A 22,027-nucleotide genomic window follows, 5' to 3' on the forward strand; every position below is an offset into this window, starting at 1 on the left:
TTTTATCCTCTTAACTGTGCTGCGGGCGCGGTGCGGCTGGCTTTCACTATGGGGTAAAGCCCGGTGGTAAATATCGCCACAAAAATACCCACGGCAGCTTGCAGCGCAAAGGGTATGTCCATGCTGTACATACGGCGTACCTGCTCGGCGTCGGCCAGATAATCGGCCTGATATAAGGCTAAATGGAACATCGCAATTAAGCCAAACTGTGCCATCAGCAACCCCAAAACAATGGCGGCACTGCTGAGCATACTGAGTTCCAGCAATTGGATTTTAAGGATATAGCGTTTGTTTGCGCCCAGGGCCCTGTACAGAGACACTAGTTTTGCCCGGCTCTGGTTTTTTGCCAGTAGAATGCCAATGGTGTTGATCAAACAGATAGCGAATAGCAGGTAGGCGAACTTAAGATAAATTTGCTCCCAGTACAGATCGTCACTCATTTTGTCATTGAGGCTGGCCAGTTGCGTTAGGTAATAGGGGTCGGCGTGACTGAATCGACCCAGGGAGGCCTGTTGTTGTGCATAATTACGTGCCCATAAGGTCAGCTCTGCATGACTATTCTCGAGTTGTATGGGGTCTAGCATTGCCCAGCCATGCAGATACCCACATTCGGCGTTTTTAAGCCCCAGTACATCTTCGCGACGATACCGTGTTCGTGCGCCTTCTTCTTGAGTCCGGCATGGCATATAGCCAGTGCGAGGCAGGTTGTTGGCATGCGCGTAACCTAGAGGTACAACCGCCATATCATTGACCCGGCCCCGAAAACGCATATTCTGAAAGCGACGCAGGTAGGCTGAAATGTCCATGACGCCAACCACCTCTAGCTGACGGTTGTTGATCACCACCTGTTTGCCGACCGAGTTTTCTCCGCCAAATAATAGATCGTTGGCTTTTTTGTCTAACACTATCACAGCGTCATCTTGCATCCCTTCGCGCCAGGGGGCGCCATAAATAAATGGCACCTGGAGCAATTCAAAGTAATTCGCATCAGCGGCAGAAGCTTCCGTGGTAACTGGTCTGACACTTTTATCTGGCAGATCAAGCACAAACGAAGTAGTGTAATTAAGAGATAAACGGATCATTGGGTTTGCTTGAAAGGCCTCGGAAACGGCTTCTGCGTCCCGATAGGTCAGCGGCGGCGAGCGAAACGCCGAGCGCCTGTCAAACTCCGGGTCCATAAAGTTAAGGCTGACGTGATATACCCGATCGGCTCTTTGGTCGATAGGGGAGTGGCCGCTGCGTGTGACTATGGTACCCATAGTTAACAGCAGGGTGATCCCGATAGCCAGATTGAGTACCATCAGCAAGGTCAGTTTGCGTTTTTGTTTCAGGCCGCGCCAGGCCAGTTGCATCAAATCCTTCATCGCAGTCACCTAAGAGATCAGTTCGACCAGTTCATTCTTATTTATATCGCGCAATTGACCGTCGAGAATTTGGATATTGCGATGTGCCCGCTGTGCCAGCTCATGATCATGGGTAACCATCAGCAACGTGGTGCCCTGACGGTTTATCTCCTCCAGCAGATCCATGACTTGTCTGGCCATCATAGTGTCCAGATTACCGGTTGGCTCGTCGGCGAGTAAAAATCGCGGTTTACCGGCAAGCGCCCGGGCAATCGCAACTCGCTGCTGCTGACCACCACTGAGTTGGGCAGGAAAGTGGCTGGCACGGCCACCCAGACCCACCAACTCCAGACTTTCCTCGATGCGTTGTTTGCGGGCTTTGGCTGACAGACCCCGGAAAATCAGAGGAACCTCGATGTTGTCATAGAGGTTGAGGTCGCCAATCAGGTTAAACCCCTGGAAAATAAAGCCAATTTTTTCATTACGAAGCTTAGAAAGTTGCTTGTCACCCAGGGTACTGACATCTTCGCCATCCAGTTCATATGTTCCTTGCTCGAAGCTTTCGAGTAACCCGGTGATATTCAGAAAGGTGGTTTTACCTGAGCCAGAGGGGCCCGTGACGGCAATAAATTCACCTTCTTCAACGTTGAAGTTAACGTCTGACAGGGCGTGTGTTTCGACCAGCTCGGTACGGTAGATTTTACTGATGTTTTTCATACGTAACATGGGATGTTCCTTTTATTATTATTCGCTGAGGATCACGTGCTGTGATTGCCCGAAAGCAGCCAGACTTGAGATGATGATTGTATCACCAGGTTGCAGCCCCTGGGTAATTTCCACTTCTCTGACACTTTTGACACCCAGTGAAATAGGGGTTCTGAACGCGGAGTTTTGTTCAATTTTGTAGGCCGTGCGGGATGCACCGGTTTCCACAAAGGCACCGCGTTCTACTTTTAGTACGTTTTGCTTTTGGGCAATGATGATCTGTGCATTCACTCTTTGGTTCTGACGTAAATTGCCAGGTTGCTCGCTAAAGCGGATACGGCCGCGCACCTGGCCTTGCTCAACTTCAGGAGAAATGGCGACTAAGGTTGCGCTGTATTGTTCGTTGTTGATTTGTACGTTGGCATGCAAACCTATTCCCAGCTCATCCGCCAGGTTTTCCGGAATGTAGGCCTCTACTTCCAGCTCATTGAGGTTAACCAGCGACATTAACGGTGTATCTCGTTGCACATGTTGCTTTTGCTGTACATTCAGCGTGCCGACAATACCGGATAAAGGCGAGTGCAGTGTCAGCGCCTCAACCTGACGACGCAGTTCTTCGGTAAGGTGACGCTGACGGGTCAGGTTCAGCTCGCTACTTTTTAGTTCAAAACTCAGGCGCTCCTGCGCCAGTTGCAGACTCGCGATGGCGTGGCGCTCGTTAAGTTCAGCACGCTTCAGGGCCACCTGGGTCTGTTCCAGCTCTTCTTTTGAAATGATCTGTTTTTTAATACTGGTGTTGGCACGGGCCATTTCACTTTGCGCGGCTTCCAACTCGACTTTGGCCAGTTCCATTTGCTGTGTATTGTCCAGTTGCTGTTGTTTTATCGCTATTTTCTGACGGCTTACTTCTATCTCCAGACGTGCCAGCGTCGCCTCCTCCTGAAGGAGTTGGTTACGAAGCTCCGGGCTGTCAATGGCCAGCAGGGCCTGACCTGCTTCAATTTCGTCGCCCGCTTTGACAAACAAAGTGACTGTACCGGCTGCAATGGCATACAGGGAAGGACTGTCTGCGGCCATAGTGCGGCCTTCAACGCGTAGATCCTGGACCATGTCGCCTCGCACAACGGTGGCAGTACGCAGTGTTTGTAAGGACACCACCTGATCGGCACTGAGTAGCTGGTCAAAACTGCTGTATGAAGCGGTGGCGGCACCGATTAGTCCGACGGCGGCGGCTGCACCTAACCACCAGCGCGGTAATCTGCGCGTTTGTGGGATTGCTTTATCTTGTTGTTTGGTATCTCGGATCATGCCAGGTACGGCTCCTTGTTTACTCGATTACAAGTACTTATTACAAAATCGATGCCAGGTTTTAAGTTGTTGAAATTATGTGTTTATTTGTTGTTTGTGTTGAGCGCTGTAACAACAGCGGACGGACAGCGGACAGTACGCGGACAGTGGGCGAGTGTCCGGACAGTATGTCACAGATGGGGAAATTGGTATGTCAGAATACACTGGCTTTGCCGATTTGTTCCTGTACCATGATGACTATACTAAGTTGCTGTTAAGTAAGTGGTAATGGAGGTGCGATGATCCAGTTAGATGAGATAACGTTCAGGCGTCGCGATGGCGCTGGATATCGGAATGTGCTGGACGGCCTGAGCTGGTCGGTATCGGGGGCTGAGCAGGTCGCGCTCACTGGCGACAGTGGCTCTGGCAAAACGACCTTACTTAACATACTGGCCGGGTTGCTTAGTCCAGACTCTGGCACCGTTCGTATCAACGGGCAGGCAATACATACTTTTAATGCTAAACAGTTGGCCTTGTATCGTCGTACGATTGGCATGATCTTTCAGCATTACCAGTTACTTAGCCCGCTTAACGTGGCCGATAACATGGCCTTTCAGGCCCGTCTCAACGGCCGCGCCGTAAGTCACAAAGAAATTACCATAATGGCAGAACGTCTGGGACTGGGTGACAAGCTCGATGTCTATCCTGCGCAGTTAAGCGGAGGGGAGCAGCAACGTGTCGGGATCGCACGGGCCTTACTTAATCGGCCCAGCGTATTGCTTGCTGACGAGCCTACAGGGAATCTGGACAGCATGCGCAGTCAGGAAGTACTGGAACTGCTGATGAGCTTATGTCAGGAGCAAAAGGTAAATTTGATCATGGTTACCCACAGCCGGGTCCTGGCTGCGCAGTTACCCCGTCAGGTGGCGTTACGTGACGGACGTTTACATGAGTGAACTGAGACTAATCCTGCTAATTTATGCTCAGTATTATCGGCGCCACAAGGGACTGCTGGTGTTGTTTCTGATAGGTCTGAGCCTCGGCAGCGCCTTGCTCAGTGCCACACTGGGTTTAAACCAGGAAGCCTCAAAGCGCTATCAAACCAGTACAGCGTTGTTAGCGCAGCCTGTAAGCCACTTTATTCGCCCGCCATTGGGGAAAACAGGTTTACCTTTTTCAATCTGGCAACGGCTTTCAGCGGCTGGGTTTGAGCAGGTTCACCCCGTACTGGAGGGGCGCCTCAGAAGTGACGATGATAAGCAGGTCGCCATTCGGGGTATCAATTTACTACAGTGGCAAACGGCAGGTGCTGCAAGGCCGTTATCAGGGGACGCAGGTCAGCCTCACAGCGACGCTTACTTGTTCGATACGCTGTTTATTTCACCTGAACTGACGGCCAGATTACAACTTGGAGCGTCTGCATTGCGTTTTGACGGAGAAAACTATCCGGTCAGCCTATTGGAGGGGGCTGGTCACTATGCACTGATGGACATCAGTCTGGCAGATCGATTATTGAAGGCGCAGGGGCAGATCAGCTATTTTGAAGTGACGGGTCTGAATGCGCTTCAGCGACAGCAGCTGGTGGACATGCTTGGCAGTGCCGCACGACTGGAGTCTGCCAAGGTACAAACCTTCGATGCCCTGTCGGGGGCCTTTTTCTTTAACCTACAGGCACTGGCCTTACTGGGCTATGTGGTGGGTGCATTTTTAAGCCTCAATGCCATCAAACTTGCTTATCAAAGCCGCTTGTCCTTGCAACAGCAAATGGCCACGCTTGGTTGCCAGCGGAGTCAGTTACTTAAGGCGCTGTGTCTGGAAGTTGCGATATTGAGTGTGCTGGCAGCGACATTGGGTAATCTGCTTGGGGTGCTGATGGCCAATGCCATGATGGGTGACATCAGCACGGTATTGAGCAGTTTTTATCAGCTGGATCGGGCTCTGACAGTGCGCTTTGATGCCGTACTTGTGCTTATCGGCAGTGTGCTGAACTTGGTGATACTGGCTGGCTTTGTGGCGTTGCAAACGCGCCTGATGCAGCAATTGGCTAAGTGGCTGACGCTGGCGCTACTATCTTTGGCCTGTGTCGGAGGGTTGTTATTATTGCATCTGGCACAGACCAAATGGCAAGCCTTGCTACTGTGTGTTTGTGTTTTACTGGTGTTTTTCGCATTGACACCGCCACTGGTGCGTCTGGTGTTTCAGGTGCGCTGGCCGACCAGGGCTCCGTTGCTCGGCTGGCTCAGGGCCGATAGTCTGACCCAATTGCCAGCGCTGCTGAGTTCGGTGTTAGCCATTTTGATGGCAGTGGGCGCAGCTATTGGCATGCAGGTGATGGTGGGGAGTTTCAGCAGTGCACTGGATGCCCACTTACAAACCCGCCTGAATGCCGATCTGTATGTCAGGCCGGATAATCCGACCGCACAGATGCGTCAGGCTTTGGCAGATATGCAAGCAGTTAAGCAGGTGGGGATTTACTGGTCGGCACAAAGTGAAGTGCAAATGGCCAATGAGACGGTGCCTGTGACATTGATGAGTTTCGGCGAAGACTATCGTTATCATCAGCATCTGACCTTGCTGAACAGGCAGCCTCTGGAGGCTGTTCACCTTAATCGGAGCAATGATAGTATCACCTGTCTTGTCAATGAGCCGGGTATGCGTCGCTATGGTCTTATCGTTGGCAGTAAGCTTGATGTGCAGCAGGGGCAACACGCTTTTCACTGTCAGATCACGGGTGTATTTTATGATTACGGTGAGCCTGGCGTGAGCCTGGTAGTCAGTAACTCAGTCATCACACAGCAGGCATTTTTGTATGAAGCGGTCGGCTTTATGTTGACATTTCATGAAGGGGTTGACTCAGAACAACTGGCAGATGTCATTAGCCAGCGCTGGTCACTGGCCGGACATCAGTTGATCCACAATCAGGTGTTTAAGCGCTTTGCAAAGCAACTATTTAGTCAAACTTTTCTGGTAACCCATGCATTGAATATCTGCATTATGTTGATTGCGCTATTTGGCGTTTGGGTGAGCTTTTTAACGCTCGGACGACAGCAGTTGCAGCCAATGGCCGTATTACAAACGTTAGGGGTGACTCAGGGCCAATTATTGGTGCTGAAACTATCTCAGGCCGGGCTTATTCTCGGTCTGACCTTGTTACTGGCAGTGCCGCTGGGGATCCTGTTGGGCTGGGTATTGCTAACCTATGTGATGCCCATCGCTTTTGGCTGGAGCATGGCAATGGTACTTAGCTGGCGCGATATCTGGGGGTTCTGTGCTGTGGTGCTGTTGTTGGCTTTGGTGGTCAGTGCTATTCCTTTATTAAAACTGATCAGGCGCAATGTGGCTGATAATGTCGCACAGTTATAAGGAGCTCATTATGCACAGCATCAGATTGCATAGTCTTTTAATCCTGTTCATGGTAACAGGGTGTCAGCCTGCTGCGCCTGAAACTGACAATAACAATGCGGCGATGGCGGTGCTCGGTCAGACGCTGGGCACCCCAGTGGATGCCACCCATACACTGACATTTCCACGCGACCACGGTGCGCATCCAGAACAGGGGGTGGAGTGGTGGTATGTGACGGGCAATCTAACAGCGCGCGATGGCAGCCAATTTGGTATGCAGTGGACTTTGTTTCGTATTATTGACCCGGGTTTTTCAACTTTTCAGTCCTCTCCCTGGTGGGATGGACAGCTTTATTTTGCGCATTTTGCTTTGCAGGATGGCCAGACACATCAGGCGTTTGAGCGTTACGGCAGAGCCGGGCAGGTTGACGTACAGGCAAGTCCTTTTATCGCCCGGTTAGGTGATTGGCAGTTGGCCAGCCAAGAGACGTCGTTTTTACCTTTACGATTGCAAAGTCGGGAGGCCGATTTTGGTCTGGATATTACGCTGGCAAACAGCCCTCTGGTATTGCATGGCAAACAGGGGTACAGTCAGAAAACCCAGCAAGGCCATGCCTCCTTCTACTACAGTTACCCCTTTTTACAAGTAGCAGGCACGCTGACCTATGCAGGCAGATCATATGATGTCTCAGGTCAGGCCTGGTTAGACAGAGAATGGTCATCAGGTCTGATTGATAGTCAGCACAGTGGCTGGGACTGGTTTAGTTTACAAGGGGAGGATCCGGGGCAAGGTGCACTGATGGCATTTTGTACCCGAGATGAAACGCAAGCCTATGCCTATTGCAGTGCCTCAGAGATATCGCCATCTGGCAAGGTTACGGCCTACCCGTATGAAGAGGTTACTTTAACGGTGCTTAACAGGGCGCAAACCCGCAATGTAACGCATCCGATAAGCTGGCAATTACAGATACCTGGTAAAGAGGCGGTGATCATTGATGTCCTGCAGGCAGATTCTTTCAACACTTTAAGCGTCCCTTACTGGGAGGGGAGAATACGCAGTCGGGGTGGGTTTGTCGCAACGGGTTATGGTGAATTGTTTGGCTATTGAACGATACGTCCTCACCGTGGCCTGGGCGCATACAAGTTGAGTAGGTTGGCAATCTTGTACTCAGGGCTGTGATGATAAAGACATACATGTTCAGCATTTCATTCACACAGCCCTGCCACGCCAGTGCATATAATCTGTAATTGATTATGTGTTCTGGCGGGGGTCAGAGGTTATTCCCGGTCGTACAAGGGCATGGCAACGCCAGTGACGTTAGGGAACTCCAGGACAGCAATAGGGGTAAAGTCACTTTCAGCGAGGAAAAAAGTCGTCAGGCTGGCACGAGAGTGAATTGTGAACTCACCCACAAATGGCATCATCCAGCCACTGTCGCTCGATAACACGCCGCTTAATTGAGGCACTTTGCTGAAATCGGGTAGCAGATAGTCAGGCAGTACATTGTCGCCCACAGAATGGAGTGGCAGGTTGACCCCAATCTGACGCGTGTAGGAGACATCCAGCATCGCCTGTTCGGTGTGTCGGTTGGCCAGAGTTAACTCATGCTGGCCTGGCGTAATATTAATCGACACATCCGCAGCTTGCTTGGGGTACCCCCAGATCTCACGACCCGCCTTAATAGCAATGGGATTGTCGAGCATCAAGTGTTGATTGTACAGCGCATAGTTATGTGGTTTTCCAGCCGCTTGTTGCTCTGCGTTTGCTGTTGCCAACGCAGCGAGCACTTTACCAGTGAAATCCAGTTGTGCACTGGCAAGGGTCATATCTCCTGGGCAGGGTAAATCCGGATCAGTGCTGCCGCGGCGTTTAACATAAAAGCTTGATATCGTCTCGTTATACGCACCCGCAGGGCTGGTGGTGATTTTTTGTGTATACAGTGCACCTATGCCTTTTGAGGCGCTTCCTTCACAATGCAGCCTGACAGGCTCCCATTGCCAGTTCCATAAAAAGAACTTTGCAACATTGGCATCAATTAAGCCGACGACAGCACTGGTAGCTTCGCCTTTAACGTGAAAAGGCATGCTAACAGGGGTGCCATCAGACAGATAAGTGGTACTGGTCACCGGGTAGGTTTCACTGAGATCAGCGCCATAGCTGGTGTTGCTCATTGCCAGCATGGCACTGAGCAGAAGGGGTTTTATGTTCATTTATGATCCTTGTTTAGTTAGGGTTTTCCTTGCATGGAAATAGCCAATGCGGATTAGTTTAATTGTTAGGGCGCAAAAGCGGGACTAGGCTAACACGCTTTGGTGAAAAGTAAATGGAAGAGGGAAGCCAGAGGGTGGCACTGTGCAAAAAGTATAAGAGTGTAAATCAGCTATTCTCTCTTTTTTCGCAATATTGTACACTGCGCGACCATTTAAATGGGCTGGCCGAGCATAACGATCTGTTGTGTAGTTAGTTGCGTAATCAGGCTCGCTCCTGAGTCAATATAAAGAAGGTAGTTATGATCCCTTTCGTGGTGTTGATCACCGTGCTGGTGTGTTTTGTCGGCTATGGCCTTTGGCCGCTAGCCACTTCTGTGTTGGGGTACCTGATATCTGAGCAGGCGTCGGAAGCCATGATTCTGATGTTGTTCTGGTTAACTATGGTGTTTATCCAGTTTGTGGCGATGTGGTACATCGCAAAGAAAAAGCCTATCGGACGTAAGTTCTTTTTTTATACCGTGTGGATTTGTGTCTTTGTGCAGGGCGCCGACTTGCTGCTTGCAGCCGAGGACGAGATGCCCCTATGGGCGCTGGCGGATGTGTTTATCTATCCTGCGTTAGCGATGTGGGTGTTGTACGCCAGTGACGCAAAACAGTATTTTGAACAGTAAAACCTAATACACAGAGTAATAGTATGAGTAAATGTGGTAAATGTGGTAAATGTGACAGCGATATTTCTTTTATGTCGGTATTGAATACCCCGAATCCATTCAAGTTAAAATGTGGTAGCTGCAAAGCACCGATTGCGTTGAGTCTGGTGAGTGCGGGGCCTGTTGCGGGTATCCTGCTGGCAGTGATCAGTGCCATTTTGTGGCACTTCTACGGGTCAGAAGGTTACTGGGTCAAGGTCGTTTTACCGACCGTCCTGGCAGCAGAAGGCCTTTACTTTGCGGCCATACGTTTAGGGTTGGTGAAAGTCAAACCAGAAAAAGTAGAGTAAACAACGGGAGCCAGTGGCTCCCGTTTCATTTTTACCTTAGCTTAATTCAATCTTATAAGTCGGAACAGCATGAAGATGTTTGCTCAGGCGTCCGAGTATCAGCCACCAGGCAAACAAGGCCGCTAGCATCAGGACTATCCACATCATTGCCGACGCCCCGGCCGTGTCAAGTTGCCCGATTTGATAGACCAGTGTCGCCAGAATATAGGCAATGGAGGTTGTCCAGCCAATGACAACCCACATCCACACACTGCCCGATTCACGCTTAATGGCTCCCAATACCGCCACGCACGGGGTATAAAGTAAGATCAGTATCAGATAGGCAAACGCACCGAGCTGGCCATCGAATTGAGCAGCCATAGCACTGAGTAACTCGTTCCCTGCGTCGCCGCCCTCTTCAACGGCACTCAGACCCAGTGGATCGCCCAGGTTGTTGAGTAAGTCAACAGAATTGTTCCATAAGGTCATGACCGCTTCATTTGTAGCATCTTTGAGAGACCACTCACCGGTGCGTTCCTGCGCGCCCACATATAAGGCATCCATGGTGCCCACAATAGCCTCTTTGGCGAACAGGCCAGTGACTATCCCAACCGTTGCTGGCCAGTTATCTTCTGCGATACCCAGCGGTGCGAACACAGGTGTCACAACCTGCGCGGCTCTAGACAGTAAAGACGCCTCGCTGTTTTCATGACCAAAGCTGCCATCTGTGCCGATGGAATTGATCATGCTCAGCAGAGTAACCACAAATACGATGGTTTTCCCGGCACGGGTAATAAAGCTACGCAAACGCTGCCAGGTGGTCATAACCAGGTTACGCCAGACGGGCAGATGATAGGCTGGCATTTCAACAAAAGAGGGGACTTTTTCTTGTTTAAACACGCGTTTTCTGAACAGGTAACCTGTACCCACAGCCACCAGAATGCCAAACACATACAAGGCAAATACGATGTTGGCACCGTTCATCGGGAAAAATGCCGCAGCAAATAAGGCGTACACGGTTAATCGTGCGCCACAAGACATAAAGGGCGCCATGATCACTGTGAGCAGGCGATCCGACTCGCGGCTCATGGTGCGGGCACTCATGACCGCTGGGACGTTACAGCCGAAGCCTACGATCAGAGGGACGAACGCGTTGCCGGGCAATCCGATGGAGGACATCAGACGGTCGATCACAAAGGCGGCACGTGACAGATAACCACTGTCTTCAAGAATCGACAAACAAAAATACAAGACGGCGATAACAGGGATAAAGGTCGCAACCAGCTGTAAGCCTGCGCCAAAGCCGTCCCCTAACAGGACGCCCAACCACTGAGGGGCACCAATGTTGGCCAGCAGCAGCTTAGTCCCGTCAATAAAAATAGCGCCTACAAGAATGTCGAAAAAATCAATAAAGACGGCGCCGAAGTTGACCGCTATCGTGAACATCAGGTACATCATAAAAAGGAAAATCGGCACCCCAAGCCAGCGGTTTAGCACCAGTTTATCAAGCGAGGTGGTGAAGTCAGAGCGTGTTTGCGACATGATACTGACGCCATTGCTGAGCGTTTTGACGTTTTGGAAGCGCCTAACAGTGTCTTCAATGCTGGGATCAGGTTTAGGTGCTTGTTGATTGCGCTTTTGCGGGGGCTTGCCTGTGCAGTGTTCACTCAGTGCATCTGTCAGATGAATGAGCCCCTGACCGGTCGAGCCGACCATGGCGATGACAGGTACACCAAGACGCTGTGCTAACAGGTCCAGATCCAGCTCCTTGCCTTGCTGATGTGCCACATCGGTCATGTTTGCAACCACGATAAGGGGAGTACTCGTTTCCTGCATTTGTGTCGTCAGAACCAGATTACGTTCGAGGTTAGCGCTGTCGATCACGTTGATGATCAGGTCGGCATCCTGAGCAAGAATATAGTCAATGGCAATTTGTTCGTCCTGACCCGGGTCAATTTGGGTCATGCTGTACAGGCCTGGTAAATCAATCAACTCAACTTGCTGATTGTGTAAACTTAGCTCGCCACTTTTGCGCTCTACAGTGACGCCGGGCCAGTTGCCGACTTTTTGTCTGGCACCCGTAAGGCGGTTAAACAGGGTGGTTTTACCACAGTTGGGGTTGCCAACGAGGGCGATTCTCACGTTATCTTACTCCTTGAAATTAGCGGCTTAGCTGGATAAAACGCGCATCAGCTTTACGGATACTGATATAGGTATTGCCAACTTGGGTCTGAATGGGGCAGCCCAGCGGCGCGACATTTAAGACGGTGATCACCTCTCCGGGGATCAGGCCCAGTGCCATTATGCGGCTGATCAGGGCTGCATCTGGATGATTAATGCCTGCGATAATCGCTGAATCGTTTGGTTGTAAATCTGCAAGTGTCATAGGGCGTAATACAAACCTAGATAGGAATTATTTATTATTAGCTTGGCATGGTACCGCAACTTAAATGTCATAAACAAGCGAGTGCGGCAAAAGATATGCGTAATTTATTAGGTTGATAAATCTATATATTTTATATGGTTACGTGTATTAAGTGAATGTCACCAGAGTGTTGAAGGGCACTTCATACTCTTTGCACATTGTTTGCCATCTGTTTGCACATTGTCTCGCTTTGCTGATGATCACTGGCCTAACAGAAACGGAGACAGGCATTGGGATTAAAGAGCACAATAAAACAACCCGGCACACTGAATATACTGACTGCGATTATCACTGCCACGCTGCTTGGTGCATGCAGCTCTGGAGGTTCAGAGACGACCACGGGCACCAGTCAGAGTACTCAATCAAGCGTGGTTGATGAGACAAACACCAGCCAGTCAAATGCACATGCTGATACGGCTTCGGATAATTCGGACTCAGACACAGACAACGCCGACGGCGACACGGACTCGACGGCAGGTGAGGGTGATGCAGCGCCTGATCCTGGGGATGAAGATGAGGATGACGATGAGGGGATTCGGATACAGAACCTGACGATGATGAGGGCGACAGTGAGGAAACACCGGATAATCCGGACCAAACCGATACGCTAACGATGGTCTCAACCTGACAATTGACATCGCCAACTATGTGCTGAATTCGCCCGCGGTGGTGGAAAATGCACAACAGCTGCTGACAGGTCATGCCCATTTGTTCATCAATGGTGAGAAAAAAATGCGTGTATATGGTCAATACGTCCACTTGCCTGCCAGCTGGTTTAAGGCCGGTGTCAACCAGGTTGCGGTTTCTTTAAACAGCCATCAACATGAGAACTGGACCTGGCAAGGCAATACCGTGATGGGGTCGGTGTTTGTCGACCTGGCTGAGCCTCAGCTGGTATTGCATCAATTTTCTTCGCAGCCGTTGCTCAGCCACCATCACCATTGATACCCAACGTTGGCCACACAACTGTGGTCAGCGTTTAAAAGGTTTCTTTGAGTAAGTTAAGCATGTCCTCAACCGACAGCTTGCTGGCCTGTTCGTTGCCAGCCAGCAATTGGTCAGCCAGATCTCGCTTGTGTTGGTGCAGTGCGACGATTTTTTCTTCTATGGTGTTCTTGGCTATAAGGCGATAAATGGTCACCGGACGCTGCTGGCCCATTCGATGGGCCCGATCTGATGCCTGTGCTTCAACCGCCGGATTCCACCAGGGATCCATATGGATCACATAGTCTGCTGCGGTGAGATTCAAACCTGACCCACCGGCTTTGAGGCTGATCAAAAACACTTCGCCATTACCATGCTGAAAGGCATTGACGCGTTCCTGACGTTGTGCAGCCGGAGTACTGCCATCCAGGTACTGATATGGCACGTTACTTTGCTCTAGGAGATTTTTAATAATCTGTAGGTGACCCACGAATTGGCTAAAAATCAGTGCTTTATGATTGTTTTGCCGTAATTCATTAAGCAGCTCACTGAGCGCTTCCAGCTTGCTGCTTGGCAAAGTGCTTTCAGCCATGACCAATTGTGGGTGGCAGCAGGCCTGGCGTAACTTGGTGAGTTCTGCCAGCATTTTGATGCGTTGCTCTGCCGCCGAGCTGGTGCTGGAAGATTCCATGATCTGGTCAATGGCATGCTGTCGCAGCGCTTCATAAAAAGTCATTTCGTCCTCACTAAGCGAAACGGTGAGGTTAATTTCCGTTTTCTCTGGCAGTTCTGTGAGAACCTGGCTTTTCAGGCGACGCAGAATAAAGGGTTTCACCAATTGTTTGAGGCTTTGACGTGCTTTATGTGCCGCCAACTTGTCTTGCTCGGCATTTTCCATTGGCTGAGCAAAGCGCGTATTAAAGCGCTTCAGGTTGCCCAGTAAGCCCGGGTTGACGAAACGGAACAGCGACCACAGTTCGGTCAGATTGTTTTCTATTGGCGTACCTGTTGTGATCATTTTAAACTCGCCTTTCAGTGCACAAGCGGCCACGGTGCGTTTAGCCAGCGGGTTTTTAAGCGCTTGCGCTTCATCGGCGATAATGGTGTGCCAGTGTTTTGCTTTAAGCAGCTCAGCCTGGCGTTGCAGCAGGCCATAACTGATCACCACACAATCAAACGGGCCAGCCTGAGTTAGTAGCTGCTCGCGCTCTTGCGCACTACTGTGATCGCTGAACAAGGTCATGTTTAATGCCGGTGCAAATTTGCTCGCTTCCTGTTGCCAGTTAAAACACACAGAGGTCGGTGCGATGATAAGCGCAGGCCCTTCACTGGCACGTGCTAAGATCACAGCCAGCGCCTGTAGTGTTTTACCCAATCCCATGTCATCAGCCAGGCAAGCGCCGCCGCCCCAGTGGGCTAGTCGCATTGCCCAGTCAAACCCCGCCAACTGATAATCGCGCAATTGCGCCTGTAAGGTCGCAGGCACAGTGAGTGTCAGCGCATTGGCCTGGTACATTTTTTTGCTTTGCTCTTCCCAGGCGGGCAGGGTTTTCATACGCATGCCTGTTGTCGCTTCTGCGACCTGACCACTGGCAAGCGGATGAAACTGGCCCTGATCAGTTACGGTATCAAGCTGAGCGAGTTGATTGCGTAAGTCTTGGGACAGTGCCAGGATTTGTTCACCGTCGAGGCTGACAAAGCGGCCATGGCTGGTGGCCATCAGGCTCAGCAACTTTTTCAACTCTACGACTTGTGTATCATCGATCTGAAGTTCACCCGTGACGTCAAACCACTGATTTTGCTTACTCATCGCCAGGGCCAGATGTTGGGGTTCAAGGGTTTTGCTGAGGCGGAACTTCTTTCCGCGTTGCCAGCGCAGCCTTAAGGTGAAGCCCGGTATATCGGATGCAACACACCTTTCAATTTGCTCAAGCGCCTCGAGCGCCATTTCCAGGTCGTCCAGTTGCAAACGATTATCAGACATCGCCAGAAATGCCGGACAGTGTTCATCCAGTAACTCCAGCCAGCGTTGTTCCTGTGCTAAATCACGTTGGGTGGCCACCCGTTTATGCTCAATTTCTGTCGTCAGGTTGGTGCTGCCAATGCCCGGGTGCAACATGGGACCTTTATCGCCAAAGGGCATACTCACACAGTGAAACTCCAGGCCACCCTGATAGGGCGTGATGTTAATCACCAGTTCGTTGGCAGGTTTGACTGTGGTCAATCCGGTTTCAACGCCGTCCAGGTCGGATTGTATGTTCAGTAATGGCGCGATGGCAGTGATACTCTCAAGCAGTTTGGGCTTGGCGGCTCTGGGCACAATAAGACCACTTTCCCCGATGATCTCTGCAACCTGCAGATGCTGACGAGCGAACAGGGTAAACCCATAGCGATAGTCCTGAAGCGGGAAAAAGGCGTATTCATTCTGCCTTGCACGCTCTTCGAGTTGCAAGCGATAGTCTATGCCTTGTGGCAGGTTGGGTATCGACATCATCAGCTCATCGCCGTTGTCACGGATCTGAAGCTCGGCCGGGTATTCTGTCAGTTCTATTTCGCGACTGAAATCTTCGCCCAGATAGAGATTATGGGCACCAGATGCGGCACTCAGGGCGTTTGCTCCTTCCAGTTCAAAGGTGCGTCCACCATAATAGCCATGGTTTTCATACACCCGAATAGCTGCAATAATTTCTTTATCTTTATCGCTTAGGTAATCAAAGCTCTCGCGCTCATCGACCAGACGCTTCAGGGCCACATTACGGCCTTTACTCCAACCTTGCTTCCCCAGTTTTTGCTCTCTGGGCTTGAGTGAGAGTTCAAACCGAGATTGCTCAAGTTGCCAGACAAGCCGGTGGGTTTGCGACGATTTATCTGCGCTGGATGGTGGCGTGGACGCCAGGCTTTGCAGTTTTTCCAGTGCCAGCTCCCAGTCACTTTTTTGTTCTACCAGTTTGGCAAAATTAACGACCAGACGTTGTGGCAGTGGAGGCACAGGCGCCTGATGGAGCACCAGCAGATCGGCCCCCATACAGGCAAACAAAGGTTGCTGTATTGCACTGAAGGTATTGCAGGCCTCACTGAGACGCGTAAGTTGTTGGGCCTGTAACTTCCCCCCGGTCCAGTGCGTAGCCAGAGCAGTCAGTATTTGTAGCAGTGCATAGTCATAAGGCTTCGCTTCACCAAATGCTTCATACTCTTGATATTGATTAACGAATGTTTGACCACTACTAAGGCATTCTGCAAGATATTCAACCAGGCTCAAAAGGACATAATTTAACCCAGGCGCTTTTTTGTCAGCGGACTCTGCCTGCACCAGTTGACGCACCGATTTAAACAGCTGAGGCTGTCCCTTACTGGCCTGCACCAGCGTCGTCAATTTATGAAACAAGCCGGGCAGGCCAGCCAGATATTGCTGCTTACGCCGGGCAAGTTTGTTTTTAGCGACCATTGCCTGTTCAAATAATGCGTAAGCGCTTTGTTGTTCGCCGGAGCACATTGCAACCATGGCACGTAACTGAAGTGCATAGCAGCTGCTATCATTGCCCAACATGGCGACACTCTGATCCAGTTGCGCCCGATAAAGATATTGTTCGGCCAGCAAACAATGGAGCGTTTGATTATCTGTCTGACGTTCGCAAAGCTGTTTAATAAGCTGAAATGCTGCAAAATTGTTCTGACAGTCACTTTTTAAGCTGTGGATTAACGTCGAGCATGCCTGATACAGCAATTGCGATGGCAGTTCAGAAAGATGTTCAATGTCTGCCGGAAAGAACAGAGTATTGACCAGTACCTGATTGGTGTGGTGGTCAAGGTGTTGTGGATTTTTATGAAATGACAGTAAAGCGGTGGCTTTATCGTATTGACCCAAGATAAGCAAATCACGGATAAAGCGTTGCTCATCAGAGAAATCGCGCTCCCACTCATATAAATTGACCACAGGCACGACTTGTTCGGCGCAATTAAGTGTGCTGATAAAGCGATCCTGGCGAAGTGCATTGTGGCACAGTGAAATCTCGATCAGTGGCTGAACCCGGAGGCCTTTTTGGTTACTGATTAATAGCCCGGCTTCGACCAGTGCAGTTCTCTGTTCGGCCAGCATACCCTGACTGAGTGCGGGAATGTCGTGGATCTGGGCTTCAACCAGCAATTTCAGTAAGCGTTTTAACCTACTTATCGCAACCGGCTTACCAATCAGCGCCAGTACTTCCAGCATGATTTGTTGTTCAATGGGCAACTGTGCGTAGCGTGTCAGGAGTTCGGTGATGTGTGTCTGGCTGAAAGGAGTAAAGTGCATGCTGATAGACCGTTTCGGGCCTTGCTCCGCGAGTTATTATTCATTGCGGAGCAAAGTAGCAGAAGCGAGGTGTGTGCTCAAGTTAAACTATTCTGTTGGCAGGGTGTAATACAGTTGTGGGCCGGTATTACCCGGCTCAGACGGGCAGCATACAAAGCCGGCTTTTTCCAGCACTCTAATAGAAGCCGGGTTGTCTGCTGCAACGCCCGCATTAAGTGTTACATTGGGCTGAACTGTGCGCAGATGCACCACTAAACCCTGTAGCAGCTCACTGGCATAACCTCGTCCCTAGTGCGCTTCGCCTATCAGGTAGCCAAGCTGAACTATATTTTCGGTGACATACAGCATAACCAGGCCCAGAATATGTGTCTGTTTGTCTTGTACCAGTAGCAGCTCACAGTGCGTCAGTTTGTCCGTCATCCAGTCGGTTAGTTGGGCAGCATTGTGCGGACATTGTTGCCAGTCATCGGGCAAAAAATGTAGTGTGCCTGGTGTCAGCAAGTTGAGTAGCTGATGTGAGTGTGCTGCACTGAGTGTCGGTGTTGCAGGTATTATTGCTAATCTTGCCGTACTGAACTTATGCTTTGTCATGGGTGTGCTCCGGTGATGACTTTGCCTGTGTTTCAGACAAGCCAGTTTTAAATGACATGGTTAATTCGTGACCCTTGATGGCCGGTAATGCAAGCGCCTTTAGTGCCAGACTGCTAACCATGATCAACAGGGCCGTGACCAGGGCATCGAGACTCATACTGAGCACCGTGCCGGTCGCGCCAAATGTTGCTGTCAGAGACGACAGTTCAGGTAAAGTATAGATACCAGTAAGCTGCTGCAGTAGCAGGGCTATCCAGAACCCAAAGCAATATGGACAGCGCCATGCCGTGTATAGATAGCCCAAGGGGGCAGGTAAACGTGCCACTAAAGTCTTAAACCAGGTGCCCCAGTCGGGTAATTTTTCCCATAAAAGCACGTGGATCGACAGCCCCATTAAAACGAGTGAAAAAGTCATAGGTCTCTCCTATAAATCGGTGTATTGTTTTGTCGATGTCTATTATTCTCAATAAAGCCGTGCCACGTTATTGTCTGTTTTTTGAATTAATCGGCTTATTTTAAGATTGTGAGTGAAATAAAATGACCAATCATGTTGCCGCCTGTGGCCAGATGAAAGTAGCGACACTGGAACAGGAGCCTCACGGCACGCACAGCGAAAGTGTGTTGAGCTTTATTCGCTCAGGCTCGCTGGATATGTTACATGGCGAGACGTTTACAGCCACACAGGGCATGTTTGTACTGGTACCCGGCGGCATGCCTCATACTTTGTTGTCCGGGTCTGATTTGCATGTGCACTGGATGAGTTTTTGCCCGGACTGTCTGGGGCTCACGCCCGAATCCAGCTTGTTGCAGCCCTTTCAGCAGGTGCGTTTAGGTGCTTTACCCGCACTGGCGCTATCTGGGGAGCGCGTCGATTTTGTGCAGACTTTGTATCAGGAGTTTGAAGCCGCATTGCAGCATGCTTTGCCGCTTGACGTGATGAAGAGTTTTGTTTTTTTGCTGTTGCATGAGGTGTCCCTGGCACAACAGCCGGTAAGCTGGCGCGCAGGTATGCACCCTAAAGTCGTCGCAGCGCTTTCCTATATTGAAAGTCAGGGCTTAAAGCCGGTTTCTTTGCAGGATGTGGCGAGAACGGTATTTGTTAGCGCCCCTTATCTGGCGACCTTGTTCAAACGCGAAACAGGCTACTCCGTAGGGCAGTGGCTCACCAAAAAACGCCTGGGTGAGGCCTGTAATCGTTTGCTGCACACACATACACCGATTGCAGCGTTAGTTGAAGAGCTAGGTTGGTCAGATACAACGCACTTTATCCGCCAGTTTAAAGCGGCTTATGGCGTCACGCCTGCACTGTGGCGCAGACAGCACACTCAGGTGGCACAAACTCGTTAATAATCTGTGCTACCGGAGTTGCTAAATTCAGTGATGTTTGGGGCGTTAAATCGTTGATCTGAAGTTTCTAATCCCTTTCTCAGAGCAAGGGGACATGATAAGTTAGTCGTATAATGTTAACGGGTATTTATTTGCGTGCCTGCTATAATTGCAATCAAGGCCGAAAAAACCGGTCTATGTCGAGCCGAAGAATCACTGTAATAGGTAATATACTTTGTTTAAGGAAATTGAAGACCTGAGCGAGAGTCTGGTACTGATTGTTGAAGACTCAATGCTGACACAAAAAGTCATCTCTTGCTTTTTAGAGGGGATTTGTTCGGTCCATATGGTGACATCCGGAGAAAAAGCCATAGAGTTTTGCCGTGCTACACCGCCGGATCTGATCCTGATGGATTGGGTACTGGAGGGGATGTCTGGGGTAGAGGCTTGTAAACAGTTGCAGGAAATGGAAGGTCTGTCTGATATCCCTATCATTTTTGTGACCTCCAACATCAGTGAGCAACAGCAGGACTTGTGCTGGGATGCGGGCGCGGTTGATTTTATTCCTAAGCCTATCGTGGCAAAGACCCTGATGAACAGAGTTAAAACCCACCTTAAATACAAACAGCAAGCGGATACACTCAAGCGCTACTCATACTACGACGGGCTAACAAAAGTGTTTAACCGGCGCTTTTTTGATATGGAAGGAGCACGTCAGTTTAAGCAGAGCATTCGCCAACAGCATACCTGCTCTGTGGTGATGCTGGATATCGATCACTTCAAGAAATTCAATGACCGCTATGGCCATCTTAGTGGGGATGACGCCCTCAAAGCCGTTGCCAGTGCAATAGATGGGCAGATACGTAGACCAATGGATGGGGTATATCGCTATGGCGGCGAGGAGTTTGCTATTTTATTGCCAGACACAGAACCTGACGGGGCGAAGCAGCTGGCTAACGAGTTTGTTGATGCAGTAAAAGCATTGGCCATTGTGCATGAAGACTCGGAATTTGGTGTCGTTACGATTAGTGCGGGTGTTGCAAGTAATGATAGCGGAGAGCATTACCAGGATTTAGCTGAGCTGATTACGGCGGCAGACCAGGCTTTATACAACGCAAAGCATCAGGGTCGTAATCAGGCGTGTGTGGCAGAAAAAAAGGGCGCTTAGGCCCTTTTTTAATCATTCCACCCGAAGGTTGTTTAACCTGCCATGTTAAACAGCAGTGCCGAGACGGCTAAAATGCCGACCAGTAGAATAAAGTAGGTGCCAACATGATGGCGGTACTTCTGTAGTGCCGGTACTTTGAAAATGGCGATGGTTGGCATGATAAACAGGATCATGGCAATGATCGGTCCGGAAATGGCACCCATCATATCCAGAATACTCGGGTTCATCACAGCGCACACCCAGATGGCGATAAACATCAGGCCCACACCCAGTTTATCAATCAAGCCTGCCGACAGAGACGATTGCTTGCTGAGCAGACCATTGAAGCTCTCGCGAGCGCCCAGAAAGTGTCCAAGGAATGAAGATGTAATGGCAATGAAGGCGACCAGCGGACCCAGCATGGCAATAAATGGGTTGTCGTACACATTAGCAAGGTAAGACAGAACAGAAACGTTGGCCTCTTTGGCTTCGAGCATTTGCTCTGGGCTCAGGGACAGTACACACGAAAAGACAAATAACAGCACAAAAACGATCAGCATCAGTGAGGTATTACGCAAGATTGCTTCTGCTTTGTGTGTCGCACGGTTTGCATAATGGCGGCGTTGCGCATTGGCAAAACTGGAGATAGCGGCTGCATGGCTAAATGAAAAGACAATAATTGGCACGGATAGCCAGAGTGTTTCGCTCAGGCCTGCCATATCCGGTGTTGCCACAACCGGTGCTTGCCAGTGTGGGATCAGATAGAGTGACAGCATCAGCAAGATCCCAACTAACGGATAGACCAGCAGTGCAAAGGCCCGCAGCAGTAATTTTTCTCCGCCCATCATAATCGCAATCATGCCTGCAACCAGGAGTCCGGAAAGGAGTACCCGAGGTGGAGATGCCTGGTCCAACTGGTTAACCATGAAGCTGTCCACTGTATTGGTGAGGCCCACACCATAAATTAACAGAATAGGGAAGATAGAAAAGAAATACAGTAAGGAAATCAAGCGGCCAGCGGTGGCGCCAAAATGCTCCTCAACGACATCGGTAAAGTCACTGTCACTGTGTTTAGAAGACAACACAAAACGTGCCAGTCCTCGATGAGCCAGGTAGGTCATTGGAAAGGCCAGTACAGCCATGATCACCAAGGGCCAGAACCCGCCGATACCGATATTAATAGGCAGAAACAAAATACCGGCGCCCACTGCGGTACCAAACAGGCTAAGTACCCAATTGGTATCGTGTTGTGTCCAGCGTCCCCGACTGCTTTGGGTACTCTCTTTGGCGAATGCCTCTGTCGAGAGCCCTTCTGGGGTATTACTCATACTTGTTGTCCTATGATTAGAATTATATGCGCGCGGATAATATAAAAAATGCGGCACATATGCATGCTTTCGTCGGTAATCAATATAAAAGTGAATGAATATTCGACAGTGTTGTGTGTAATTTAATC

The 22,027-nt window shown here is 50.2% G+C and carries 20 protein-coding genes; 9 read left to right on the forward strand and 11 right to left on the reverse strand.

Annotated features, from left to right (window positions below; genetic code table 11):
- Positions 1 to 2: 2 nt before the first annotated feature.
- From AT705_RS00525 to AT705_RS00535, 3 genes are read right to left on the reverse strand one after another with little or no spacing between them, the layout of a single operon-like run.
- The gene (locus tag AT705_RS00525; RefSeq protein ID WP_058795038.1) at positions 3 to 1,364 is read right to left on the reverse strand and encodes an ABC transporter permease; all 1,362 of its coding nucleotides are present in this window, start codon (positions 1,362 to 1,364) and stop codon (positions 3 to 5) included.
- Between the two features lie 9 nt (positions 1,365 to 1,373).
- Positions 1,374 to 2,069 (reverse strand): ABC transporter ATP-binding protein, encoded by a 696-nt coding sequence (locus tag AT705_RS00530; RefSeq protein WP_058795039.1) that lies wholly within the window; start codon positions 2,067 to 2,069, stop codon positions 1,374 to 1,376.
- 18 nt (positions 2,070 to 2,087) lie between these two features.
- Entirely contained in the window at positions 2,088 to 3,356 is a 1,269-nt protein-coding gene (locus AT705_RS00535) for an efflux RND transporter periplasmic adaptor subunit (RefSeq protein ID WP_058795040.1), read from the reverse strand.
- A gap of 278 nt (positions 3,357 to 3,634) precedes the next feature.
- On the opposite strand from AT705_RS00535, the gene AT705_RS00540 reads away from it, so the two are divergent.
- From AT705_RS00540 to AT705_RS00550, 3 genes are read left to right on the forward strand one after another with little or no spacing between them, the layout of a single operon-like run.
- Positions 3,635 to 4,291: an ABC transporter ATP-binding protein gene (locus AT705_RS00540; RefSeq protein WP_058795041.1), complete on the forward strand. Its 657-nt coding sequence runs from the start codon at positions 3,635 to 3,637 to the stop codon at positions 4,289 to 4,291.
- Positions 4,284 to 6,698: an FtsX-like permease family protein gene (locus AT705_RS00545; protein ID WP_058795042.1), complete on the forward strand. Its 2,415-nt coding sequence runs from the start codon at positions 4,284 to 4,286 to the stop codon at positions 6,696 to 6,698. The genes AT705_RS00540 and AT705_RS00545 overlap by 8 nt, the downstream gene beginning before the upstream one ends.
- Positions 6,699 to 6,708: 10 nt before the next feature.
- Positions 6,709 to 7,785: a lipocalin-like domain-containing protein gene (locus tag AT705_RS00550; RefSeq protein ID WP_058795043.1), complete on the forward strand. Its 1,077-nt coding sequence runs from the start codon at positions 6,709 to 6,711 to the stop codon at positions 7,783 to 7,785.
- Positions 7,786 to 7,955: 170 nt separating this feature from the next.
- Here AT705_RS00550 and AT705_RS00555 read toward each other — a convergent pair whose 3' ends face one another.
- Positions 7,956 to 8,888, reverse strand: a complete 933-nt coding sequence (locus tag AT705_RS00555; protein ID WP_058795044.1) for an acetoacetate decarboxylase family protein — start codon at positions 8,886 to 8,888, stop codon at positions 7,956 to 7,958.
- 299 nt (positions 8,889 to 9,187) lie between these two features.
- On the opposite strand from AT705_RS00555, the gene AT705_RS00560 reads away from it, so the two are divergent.
- Together AT705_RS00560 and AT705_RS00565 are read left to right on the forward strand one after the other, a co-directional pair.
- The gene (locus AT705_RS00560) at positions 9,188 to 9,559 is read left to right on the forward strand and encodes a hypothetical protein (protein WP_058795045.1); all 372 of its coding nucleotides are present in this window, start codon (positions 9,188 to 9,190) and stop codon (positions 9,557 to 9,559) included.
- A 23-nt stretch (positions 9,560 to 9,582) separates the two neighbouring features.
- Positions 9,583 to 9,888, forward strand: coding sequence for a hypothetical protein (locus AT705_RS00565; protein ID WP_058795046.1), 306 nt, complete (start codon positions 9,583 to 9,585; stop codon positions 9,886 to 9,888).
- A gap of 36 nt (positions 9,889 to 9,924) precedes the next feature.
- Here AT705_RS00565 and feoB read toward each other — a convergent pair whose 3' ends face one another.
- On the reverse strand, positions 9,925 to 12,009 hold the full coding sequence (gene feoB, locus AT705_RS00570) for a ferrous iron transport protein B (protein WP_058795047.1): 2,085 nt from the start codon (positions 12,007 to 12,009) through the stop codon (positions 9,925 to 9,927).
- A gap of 19 nt (positions 12,010 to 12,028) precedes the next feature.
- On the reverse strand, positions 12,029 to 12,253 hold the full coding sequence (locus tag AT705_RS00575) for a FeoA family protein (protein ID WP_058795048.1): 225 nt from the start codon (positions 12,251 to 12,253) through the stop codon (positions 12,029 to 12,031).
- Between the two features lie 269 nt (positions 12,254 to 12,522).
- Here AT705_RS00575 and AT705_RS00580 point away from each other — a divergent pair, with 269 nt between their 5' ends.
- Positions 12,523 to 12,903 carry a hypothetical protein gene (locus AT705_RS00580; RefSeq protein WP_058795049.1) on the forward strand — a complete coding sequence of 127 codons (381 nt, stop codon included), beginning with the start codon at positions 12,523 to 12,525 and terminating at the stop codon, positions 12,901 to 12,903.
- Positions 12,904 to 12,940: 37 nt separating this feature from the next.
- Positions 12,941 to 13,237 (forward strand): hypothetical protein, encoded by a 297-nt coding sequence (locus AT705_RS00585; RefSeq protein ID WP_208856749.1) that lies wholly within the window; start codon positions 12,941 to 12,943, stop codon positions 13,235 to 13,237.
- Positions 13,238 to 13,271: 34 nt separating this feature from the next.
- On the opposite strand, the gene AT705_RS00590 is transcribed toward AT705_RS00585, so the two are convergent.
- From AT705_RS00590 to AT705_RS00600, 4 genes are all read right to left on the reverse strand, one after another.
- A complete protein-coding gene (locus AT705_RS00590) occupies positions 13,272 to 17,507 on the reverse strand; it encodes a DEAD/DEAH box helicase (protein WP_058795050.1) in 4,236 nt (1,411 codons plus the stop codon).
- Positions 17,508 to 17,594: 87 nt separating this feature from the next.
- Positions 17,595 to 17,756 carry a GNAT family N-acetyltransferase gene (locus AT705_RS24735; RefSeq protein WP_167551965.1) on the reverse strand — a complete coding sequence of 54 codons (162 nt, stop codon included), beginning with the start codon at positions 17,754 to 17,756 and terminating at the stop codon, positions 17,595 to 17,597.
- A gap of 39 nt (positions 17,757 to 17,795) precedes the next feature.
- The gene (locus tag AT705_RS00595) at positions 17,796 to 18,098 is read right to left on the reverse strand and encodes a hypothetical protein (protein WP_058795051.1); all 303 of its coding nucleotides are present in this window, start codon (positions 18,096 to 18,098) and stop codon (positions 17,796 to 17,798) included.
- On the reverse strand, positions 18,085 to 18,513 hold the full coding sequence (locus AT705_RS00600; protein WP_058795052.1) for a hypothetical protein: 429 nt from the start codon (positions 18,511 to 18,513) through the stop codon (positions 18,085 to 18,087). The genes AT705_RS00595 and AT705_RS00600 overlap by 14 nt, the downstream gene beginning before the upstream one ends.
- A 122-nt stretch (positions 18,514 to 18,635) precedes the next feature.
- On the opposite strand from AT705_RS00600, the gene AT705_RS00605 reads away from it, so the two are divergent.
- Together AT705_RS00605 and AT705_RS00610 are read left to right on the forward strand one after the other, a co-directional pair.
- Entirely contained in the window at positions 18,636 to 19,445 is an 810-nt protein-coding gene (locus AT705_RS00605; protein ID WP_058795053.1) for a helix-turn-helix domain-containing protein, read from the forward strand.
- A 214-nt stretch (positions 19,446 to 19,659) separates the two neighbouring features.
- A complete protein-coding gene (locus tag AT705_RS00610; protein ID WP_058795054.1) occupies positions 19,660 to 20,592 on the forward strand; it encodes a GGDEF domain-containing response regulator in 933 nt (310 codons plus the stop codon).
- Between the two features lie 32 nt (positions 20,593 to 20,624).
- On the opposite strand, the gene AT705_RS00615 is transcribed toward AT705_RS00610, so the two are convergent.
- Positions 20,625 to 21,899: an aromatic amino acid transport family protein gene (locus tag AT705_RS00615; protein WP_058795055.1), complete on the reverse strand. Its 1,275-nt coding sequence runs from the start codon at positions 21,897 to 21,899 to the stop codon at positions 20,625 to 20,627.
- Between the last annotated feature and the right edge of the window lie 128 nt (positions 21,900 to 22,027).

It is taken from the genome of Pseudoalteromonas rubra, from assembly GCF_001482385.1.
Lineage (GTDB): Bacteria > Pseudomonadota > Gammaproteobacteria > Enterobacterales > Alteromonadaceae > Pseudoalteromonas > Pseudoalteromonas ardens.